Raw genomic sequence first — 8,227 nt, forward strand, 5'->3', positions numbered from 1 at the left:
CGGGGAGGTGGCCAGGGGTCCGGGGCCGACGTCCGGGCCCCTGGCGCGGGGAGGTGTCGACGGGGCGGGGGCCGCCCGTCCGGGGGCCGCCCGCCCGGTGGTCAGTGGTCGGCGGGGGTGCCGGATCTGAAGGTGCGGCGGTAGGTGGTCGGGGTGACGCCGAGGGTCGCCTGGAGGTGCTGGCGCATCGACTGGGCCGTGCCGAAGCCGGCGTCGCGGGCCACGTGGTCGATGGACAGGTCGCTGGACTCCAGGAGATGGCGGGCGTGCTCCACGCGCTGCTGTGTGAGCCACTGGCCGGGGCTGACCCCGACCTCCTCGCGGAAGCGCCGGGTGAAGGTGCGCACCGACATGGACTCCTGCTCGGCCATGTCGCGCAACTGGATCGGCTCGTGGAGGCGGCCCAGCGCCCAGGCGCGGGCGGCGGTCGTGCCGGCCGAGCGCGCCTCCGGGACCGGGCGCCGGATGTACTGCGCCTGTCCGCCGTCGCGGTGCGGCGGTACGACGGTCCGGCGGGCCACCTCGTTGGCGACCGCGGCGCCGTGGTCGCGGCGCACGAGATGCAGGCACAGGTCGATCCCGGCCGCGACCCCGGCCGAGGTGAGGACGTCTCCGTCGTCGACGAACAGCACGTCCGCGTCGACGCTGATCCTCGGGAAGAGGCGCTGGAAGTGCTCGGCGTGCATCCAGTGCGTGGTGGCGGGGCGGCCGTCGAGATAGCCGGCGGCCGCGAGGACGTAGCTGCCGGTGCAGATGGAGACCAGACGCGTGCCGGGGCGGATGTGCGCGAGGGCGGCCGCCAGCTCCGGCGTCAGGATGCCCTCCTGCTGCACGGGGCCGAGCTCGTACGAGGCCGGGACGACGACCGTGTCGGCGCCGGCCAGCGCCTCGGGCCCGTTGCCGACGAGGACCGAGAAGTCCGCGTCCGTCTCGACCGGGCCCGGCGGCCGGACCGAGCAGGTGACGACCTCGTAGAGCGGGCGCCCCTCCGCGTCCCGCGCCTTGCCGAAGATGCGCTGCGGGATGCCCAGCTCGAAGGGCAGCAGACCGTCGAGGGCGAGGACGACCACGCGGTGCGGAGGCGGCGTATCCGGGAGAGCCATGGCCCGATCCTAACGAATGCTGTCTCTCGGGCCAGTGGTTCGTCCTTGTCCGTTCCCCGAAGCTCTAGGGCGTGACCCAGACAACCGAAGCCGCGCAGGCCCCGGAGGACTCCCGGCCCGTCCGCCCCGCCCCCTCCCACCGCATCCACCGTGCCTGGTTCGTCGCCGCCGTCACCTTCGTGACGATCATCGGCGCGGCCGCCTTCCGGTCGCTTCCCGGACTGCTGATCGACCCGCTGCACGAGGAGTTCGACTGGTCGCGCGGCACGATCGGCGCCGCGGTCTCGATCAACCTCGCGCTCTACGGGCTCACGGCGCCGTTCGCGGCCGCGCTCATGGACCGCTTCGGCATCCGCCGCGTGGTGGCGGTCGCCCTGACCGTGATCGCGGTCGGCTCCGGGCTGACGGTCTGGATGACGGCGGCCTGGCAACTGCTGCTGTGCTGGGGCCTGCTGGTCGGTCTGGGGTCCGGCTCGATGGCCCTCGCCTTCGCGGCCACCGTCACCAACCGCTGGTTCACCGAGCGCAAGGGTCTGGTCACCGGCATCCTGACGGCGGCCTCGGCCTCCGGCCAGCTCATCTTCCTGCCGCTGCTGTCCTGGATCGTCACCGAGCACGACTGGCGTCCGGCCGCGGTGACCGTCTCCCTCGCCGCCCTCGCGGTCGTCCCCTTCGTCTGGCTGCTGCTGCGCGACCACCCGGCCGACGTGGGCCAGATGCCGTACGGGGCGAAGGAGTTCGTGCCCAAGCCCGAACCGGTCCGCGGTGCCGCCCGGCGCGCGGTGACCGTCCTGTTCTCCGCCGTCCGCACCGGCCCCTTCTGGCTGCTGGCCGGGACCTTCGCCATCTGCGGCGCCTCGACCAACGGGCTCGTCCAGACCCACTTCGTGCCCGCCGCCCACGACCACGGCATGCCCATCACCGCCGCCGCCTCGCTCCTCGCGGTCATCGGCGTCTTCGACGTGATCGGCACCGTCGCCTCGGGCTGGTTCACCGACCGCTTCGAGCCGCGCCGCCTGCTGGCGGTGTACTACGCCCTGCGCGGCATCTCGCTGCTGTTCCTCCCGATGCTGCTCGCCCCGTCCGTGCACCCGCCGATGATCTTCTTCATCGTCTTCTACGGCCTCGACTGGGTCGCCACCGTCCCGCCCACCCTGGCCCTGTGCCGTGAGCAGTACGGCGAGGACAGCGCCATCGTCTTCGGCTGGGTCCTCGCCTCCCACCAGGTCGGCGCCGCGCTCGTCGCCTTCCTCGGCGGTGTCGCCCGCGACCGCTTCGGCTCGTACGACGTCGTCTGGTACGCCTCGGGCGCGTTGTGCGCGGCGGCCGCGTTGATGGCCCTGGTCATCCGCCGGCGTCGTCCGGGGGCATCGGCGGCATCGGCGGCGCCGGTGGTGGGACCGGCCACCGCGTGACGGGCCTCGGGTGACGGGCCCCGCGTGACAGGCCTCGGGCCAGTGGCCTCAGGTGAGGAAGCGGCCCTTGTGGAAGAGCAGGGGCGGCACGTCGTCGTCGCTCGCGCCCAGGGCGTCCACCCGGCCCACCACGATGAGGTGGTCCCCGCCCGTGTGCACCGCGTGGATCGTGCAGTCGATCCAGGCCGCGGCGCCCGCGAGGCGGGGGGATCCCGACACCGGAGCGGCGTCGTGGGCGACTCCGGCGAACTTGTCGGCGCCGCTCACCGCGAAGCCGCGGCACAGGTCGCCCTGGTGCGCGCCGAGCACGTTGACGCAGAAGACGCCGGCGCGGGCTATACGCGGCCATGTCGTGGACGTACGGCCGACCATGAAGCAGATCAGCGGAGGGTCGAGGGAGAGCGAGGCGAACGACTGGCAGGCGAAGCCGGCCGGGCCCGCCGGATCCCCGGCGTTGGCCGCGGGCGCCGTCACTACGGTCACGCCGGTCGCGAAGTGGCCCAGTACGTGACGGAACCGGGCCGGATCCACCGGCGCCCGCTCGTCCTCGCGGACCGCGCGCAGATCCGGGCGCGGCAACGCCTCGACGGGCCCCGCGACGGTGGGGGCCCCGGCCGACCTGAGGTAGCGGACGGCGGCGGCCGCCATCCCTGCGTGTCCCATCACATCCACTATTGAAGCTGACGGAGTGTCAGATAGGAAGGGGTGCGCGAGAGCGGGGCTCACGGCGGACGGCCCGGCGGGTGGGGCAACCGGCGGTGCAGCCCCCGTCGCGGGGCGGGGTGTTTCGCCCGCGTATCTTTTCGCCTCATGAGGTCGGCGAACTCCGGGAGGCCCAGGCTGTCCCGGTCGGCATGGACCGGCGCGGAGGTGAACCTCGCCGCGGCGGTCTGCGCGGCGCAGTTCGCGGTCGCCGCCGCCGTCTGGTGGGTCGGCACGTTCGACGACGACGACCACGGGGCGGGCCTCGGCGGCGGTCTCGCCGCCGTCGGGTTGCTGTGCGTGATGGTCTTCGGGCCGCCCCTGCTCGCGGCTCTGGGTCTGCTGCACACGGTGACGTTCACGATGCCGGCGGCCACGCTCGCCCGTCTCGCGCGCCGTCGCGCACCCGGCCCCGAGGGTGCCTGGCACCTGGGCTTCGTCCTGCTGCTCGGCGCCTTCTGGACCGCGCTCGCGGTCCTCCTCGGTCTCCGTCCCACCAGCACCGAGGCCCTGCTGCTCACCGTGTCCGGTGTTCCGCCCGTCCTGGCGGCCGCCGGGGCGCGGCGGCGCGAACGGGCCGGCGGACGACCGCCGGACCGCGTCTGGTTCCGCTCGGCGCTCGCCGCCCTCGGGGCCTGCGTCCTCGTCGTCGCTGCCGGCACGGTGGGACTGGCCACGGGGCTCATCCACGAGTACGAGCCCCCGAAGCTCGGCGCCGACCGGCTCACCGGCGTCTGGCGCGGCGATCACGGGGCGGTGCTGCGGCTGCGGGCCGGGGGCAGGGCCGAGCTCTCGTCCGTGCCCGCCCAGCCCGAGTTCGGGGACGTGACCACCAAGGAGTTCACGCGCTGCGACGGCGCGGGTACGTGGTTCCTCGACACCGCCGGCCGCTACGACCCGTACGCCGACGGGCCCGACTCCGAGCGGCGCGACGGCGTCGTCGTCCGCGTCGGCGACTGCGGCCACGACACCTACTGGACCATCGGCGGCACCGAGGCCCACCCGGAGCTGTTCGTCCTGTTCGGCGACCCTGACGCGGGGGATCTACGCATATTGCGACGGGGCTGACTCGAACCCCCGTGCCGTACACCGATGCCCGCAGCCACGACGAACCACCCGCACCCGGCGACGCACGGAAGGGGACCGTGCCGGTACGGCGATGCCCGTAGCCACCACGATGCACCCGCACCCGGCGACGCACGCGAGGGGGCCCATGCCGGTACACCGATGCCCGCAGCCACCACGAACCACCCGCACCCGGCCACGCACGGAAGGGGGCCATGCCGGTACGGCGTTGCCCGTAGCCACCACGATGCACCCGCACCCGGCGACGCACGCGAGGGGGCCATGCCGGTACGGCGTTGCCCGTAGCCACCACGATGCACCCGCACCCGGCGACGCACGCGAGGGGGCCATGCCGGTACGGCGGTGCCCGCAGCCACCACGAATCACCCGCACCCGGCCACGCGCGCGAGGGGCCGTGCCGGTACATCAATGGCCGTCGCCACCGACGCCCACATCTCCGCCCAACGGCGACGGGCTGATGCACCGGCACGGCCCCGACCCACCCACCGGCCGAACCCGGGGCCGAACCCGGGCCTCCGGCCCCGTTCCCGCCGGGTTCGGTGCGTCAGCGGCCCTTGAAGCGGGGGCTACGGCGTTCGACGAAGCTCGCCACGCCCTCGTTGGCGTCCGCCGTCGTCATGTTGATCTCCTGCGCCGCGGCCTCCGCCGCGAAGGCGGTGGCGCGGTCGGAGTCGAGGGACGCGTTGACGAGCTGCTTGGTGAGCGCCAGCGCCCGAGTGGGCCCGGCGGCCAGCCGCTCGGCCCAGGCCCGTGCCGTCTTCTCCAACTCCTCAGCCGGTACGACCCTGTTGACGAGCCCGATCCGCTCGGCGTCCGCCGCGCTCAGCGCGTCCCCGAAGAACATCAGCTCCTTGGCCCGCTGCGGGCCGACGAGGCGGGGCAGCAGATAAGCCCCGCCGCCGTCCGGTACGAGGCCGCGCCGCGCGAACACCTCGATGAACCGGGCCGGTTCGGCCGCGAGGACGAGGTCGCACGCGAAGGCGAGGTGCGCGCCGATCCCGGCCGCCGTGCCGTTCACCGCCGCGATCACCGGCTTCTCGCAGTCGAGGACGGCGGCGATCAGGCGTTGCGCGCCCTGCCGGATCATGCGGGCGACGTCGCCGGGCACCCGCTCCCCGGCGGGCGGACCGCCGCGTAGATCCGCTCCGGCGCAGAAGCCGCGGCCGGTGGCGGTGAGGACCACGGCCCGCACCTCGGGGTCGGCCGACGACGCCGCGAGCAGCTCGATCACGCGCTCCCGCTGGTCCCAGGTGAGCGCGTTCATCGCCTCGGGCCGGTCGAGGGTGATCCACGAGACGGCGTTGTCGGTGGTGCGGCGTATCGATGAGTCGAGCGGCTTTTCGGATGGCGCGGGGGGTTCGGACGGTTGGTGGGGTGCACGGGGGGAGTCGGTCATGAGGGTGCTCCGTTGCGTGCGGGTCGGAAGGTCTGGGTCAGCGGCACAGCACCAGCGCGTCCAGGGCGACGGCGCCCTGACCCCGGGGCAGCACCATCAGGGGATTGATGTCCAGCTCCGCGATCTCGTCGCCCAGTTCGAGCGCCATCCGCTGGACCCGGATCACGACCTCGACCAGCGCGTCCACGTCCACCGGCGGGCCCCCGCGGACCCCGTCGAGCAGGGCCCGTCCGCGCAGTTCGGACAGCATGGCGCGCGCCTGGTCGTCGCCGAAGGGCGGCACCCGCACGGCGAAGTCTTGCAGGACCTCGACGAGGACCCCGCCGAGCCCGACGGTGACGGTCGGCCCGAAGAGCTGGTCGTGCGTGACGCCGACGACCATCTCCACACCCCGCTCGACCATCTGGCACACGAGCACCCCGTCGAGCGAGATGCCCTCGTAGCGGGCGATGTCGGTCAGCTCGCGATAGGCGTCGCGGACCTGACTGGCGGAGGTCAGCCCGATCTTGACCAGGCCGAGTTCGGTCTTGTGGGCGATCTGCGCGCCGGAGGCCTTCATGACCACCGGGTAGCCGACCTGGCTCGCCGCCCGGACGGCCGCCGCCGCGCTGGTCACCAACTGCTCGCGCGGCACGCGGATCCCGTACGCCCGCAGCAACTGTTTGGCGCCGTGCTCGCTGAGTTGCTGGCCCGGGCGCATCAGGGCCTGTGCCTTGCGGAAGGACGGCGACGGGGTGCGCGGGGCCTCGTCGAAGGGCGAGCGGTAGGCCGCGGTGAACCGCGCGTGGTCGAGGTGGGCGCGGACGGCGGTGATGCAGTTCGCGAACGTACGGAACGTGGCGACCCGGGACGAGCCGAGCAGCGTCTCGCGGTACGCGGCCTCCGTGCCGACCGGCGATCCCCACACCACGCACACCAGCTTGTCCGTCTGCTCAGCGGCGTCCACCAGGTCCTGCGCCAGCTTGTCGCTCATCGGCGGGAAGGGCCCGGTGATCGGGCAGATCAGGACGCCGACGGCCGGATCGGCGAGGATCGCGTCGATGATCTTCCGGCCGCGCCAGTCGCCGACCGGGTGCCCGCCGTTGTCGACCGGGTTCGCGACGTTCAGGTAGTCCGGTATCCAGGTGTGCAGTTCGGCCTGTTTGGCCTCCGAGAGGACGGGCAGGTCCAGGCCCGCCTCGCTGGCCAGGTCCGCGAAGTGCGCGCCCGTGCCGCCCGAGATCGAATAGACCACGACCCCGTCGGCCCGGGGTGCGCGAGCCCGCGCCAACAGGGCCGCGGTGTCCTGGAGTTCGTCGAGTCCGTCCACGCGGATCACGCCGAACTGCCGCATCGCCGCGTCCACCACCGCGTCGGCGCCGGTCAGCTTGCCGGTGTGCGAGGCGGCGGTGCGGGCGCCGGTCTCGGTGCGGCCGACCTTCACCGCGACGACGGGCACCTTGCGGCGGGCGGCGCGGTCGGCGGCGAGCAGGAACGAGCGGCCGTCCTTGAGTCCCTCGACGTAGCAGGCGATGGCGCCGACCTCGGGGCGCTCGGAGAAGTAGGAGATGAAGTCCGCGGTCTCCAGGTCGGCCTCGTTGCCCGTGGGTGCCCAGTGGGACAGGCGGACTCCCAGTTGCTGCATCGCGAACACCGGCCGGCCCTGGTGGCCGGACTGGGTGATGAGGGCGACCGCGGGGCCGTCGAGGTCGTCGCGGAAGTGCTCGAACGCGTTGAGGTTGGTGTTGGGGCCGAGCAGGCGCAGGCCGGAGCCGTGCACGGCGGCGGCGAGGCGGGTCTGCGCGGCGGCGCCCTCGGTTCCCGTCTCGGCGAAGCCGGACGCGAACGCGACGGCGAACTTCACCTTGGCCTCGGTGAGTTCCCCGATCACGGGGAGGGGGTCGGCGACGAGGAGCACCGCCAGGTCCACCTGTTCCGGGACGTCCGCCACGGAGGGGAGGCACGGGAGGCCGAAGACCGTGCGGCGGGTGGGGTGGACCGGGTGGAGCCGGGCGCCGACCCGTTCGGCCCAGGCGATGAGCTGGCGGGTGATCCCGGTGTTCGGCCGTCCCTCGGTGTCCGAGGCGCCGATGACGGCCACGCACTCGGGACGGAAGAAGCGGTCCAGGTCGGGGACGGTGGCGTACAGCGGGCGACCGCTGACGTCCAGGTCGTCGACCTCGGCCGGGCGTCCGTGCACGACCGGGGAGGGCTGCTCGCCGCAGGCGATGACCCTGGCCCGGCGGGAGTCGGTGGTGAGGGTGCCGTGGGTTGATCCAAGCATCGGTCCGCCCGCTCCTGTGTGACAGCCAATTGTTAACTGACGCACTGTCAGATTACGCAACTGACGCCGTGTCAGGAACCGTTGTGCAGGGGTGGGCTTCTGTTGAGTACCCGGCGGGGGGCTCGGCCTACCGCGGGCGCGGTTCCCGTCCGGTGGTGGGTCGGGGGGGGGGGGGGGGGGGCCCCCCCCCCCCCTCGTTTTGTGGGGGGTGGACGTCCCTTTTCACCCGCACTTGCTTGTCATCTCCCCCCCCGCGTCATAC

Annotated in this window: 6 protein-coding genes; 2 read left to right on the forward strand and 4 right to left on the reverse strand. The window is 73.4% G+C overall.

Going from position 1 to position 8,227, the window contains the following annotated elements; all coding sequences use genetic code 11:
- Positions 1-101 precede the first annotated feature (101 nt).
- Entirely contained in the window at positions 102-1,103 is a 1,002-nt protein-coding gene (locus tag ACZ4TO_RS26820) for a GlxA family transcriptional regulator (protein ID WP_382792855.1), read from the reverse strand.
- Positions 1,104-1,174: 71 nt separating this feature from the next.
- Between ACZ4TO_RS26820 and ACZ4TO_RS26825 the strand changes: the two genes are divergently transcribed.
- Complete coding sequence (locus tag ACZ4TO_RS26825) at positions 1,175-2,518, forward strand: MFS transporter (RefSeq protein WP_382792858.1); 1,344 nt, start codon at positions 1,175-1,177, stop codon at positions 2,516-2,518.
- A 48-nt stretch (positions 2,519-2,566) separates the two neighbouring features.
- Here ACZ4TO_RS26825 and ACZ4TO_RS26830 read toward each other — a convergent pair whose 3' ends face one another.
- A complete protein-coding gene (locus ACZ4TO_RS26830) occupies positions 2,567-3,181 on the reverse strand; it encodes a flavin reductase family protein (protein ID WP_382792861.1) in 615 nt (204 codons plus the stop codon).
- 147 nt (positions 3,182-3,328) lie between these two features.
- Between ACZ4TO_RS26830 and ACZ4TO_RS26835 the strand changes: the two genes are divergently transcribed.
- Positions 3,329-4,288, forward strand: coding sequence for a hypothetical protein (locus ACZ4TO_RS26835; RefSeq protein WP_468025401.1), 960 nt, complete (start codon positions 3,329-3,331; stop codon positions 4,286-4,288).
- 562 nt (positions 4,289-4,850) lie between these two features.
- Here the strand turns inward: ACZ4TO_RS26835 and ACZ4TO_RS26840 are convergent.
- Both ACZ4TO_RS26840 and ACZ4TO_RS26845 read right to left on the reverse strand, forming a co-directional pair.
- Positions 4,851-5,702, reverse strand: a complete 852-nt coding sequence (locus ACZ4TO_RS26840; RefSeq protein ID WP_468025402.1) for an enoyl-CoA hydratase/isomerase family protein — start codon at positions 5,700-5,702, stop codon at positions 4,851-4,853.
- A gap of 37 nt (positions 5,703-5,739) precedes the next feature.
- Positions 5,740-7,965 carry an acetate--CoA ligase family protein gene (locus ACZ4TO_RS26845; protein WP_468025403.1) on the reverse strand — a complete coding sequence of 742 codons (2,226 nt, stop codon included), beginning with the start codon at positions 7,963-7,965 and terminating at the stop codon, positions 5,740-5,742.
- Between the last annotated feature and the right edge of the window lie 262 nt (positions 7,966-8,227).

Source organism: Streptomyces sp. NPDC028298, from assembly GCF_055565895.1.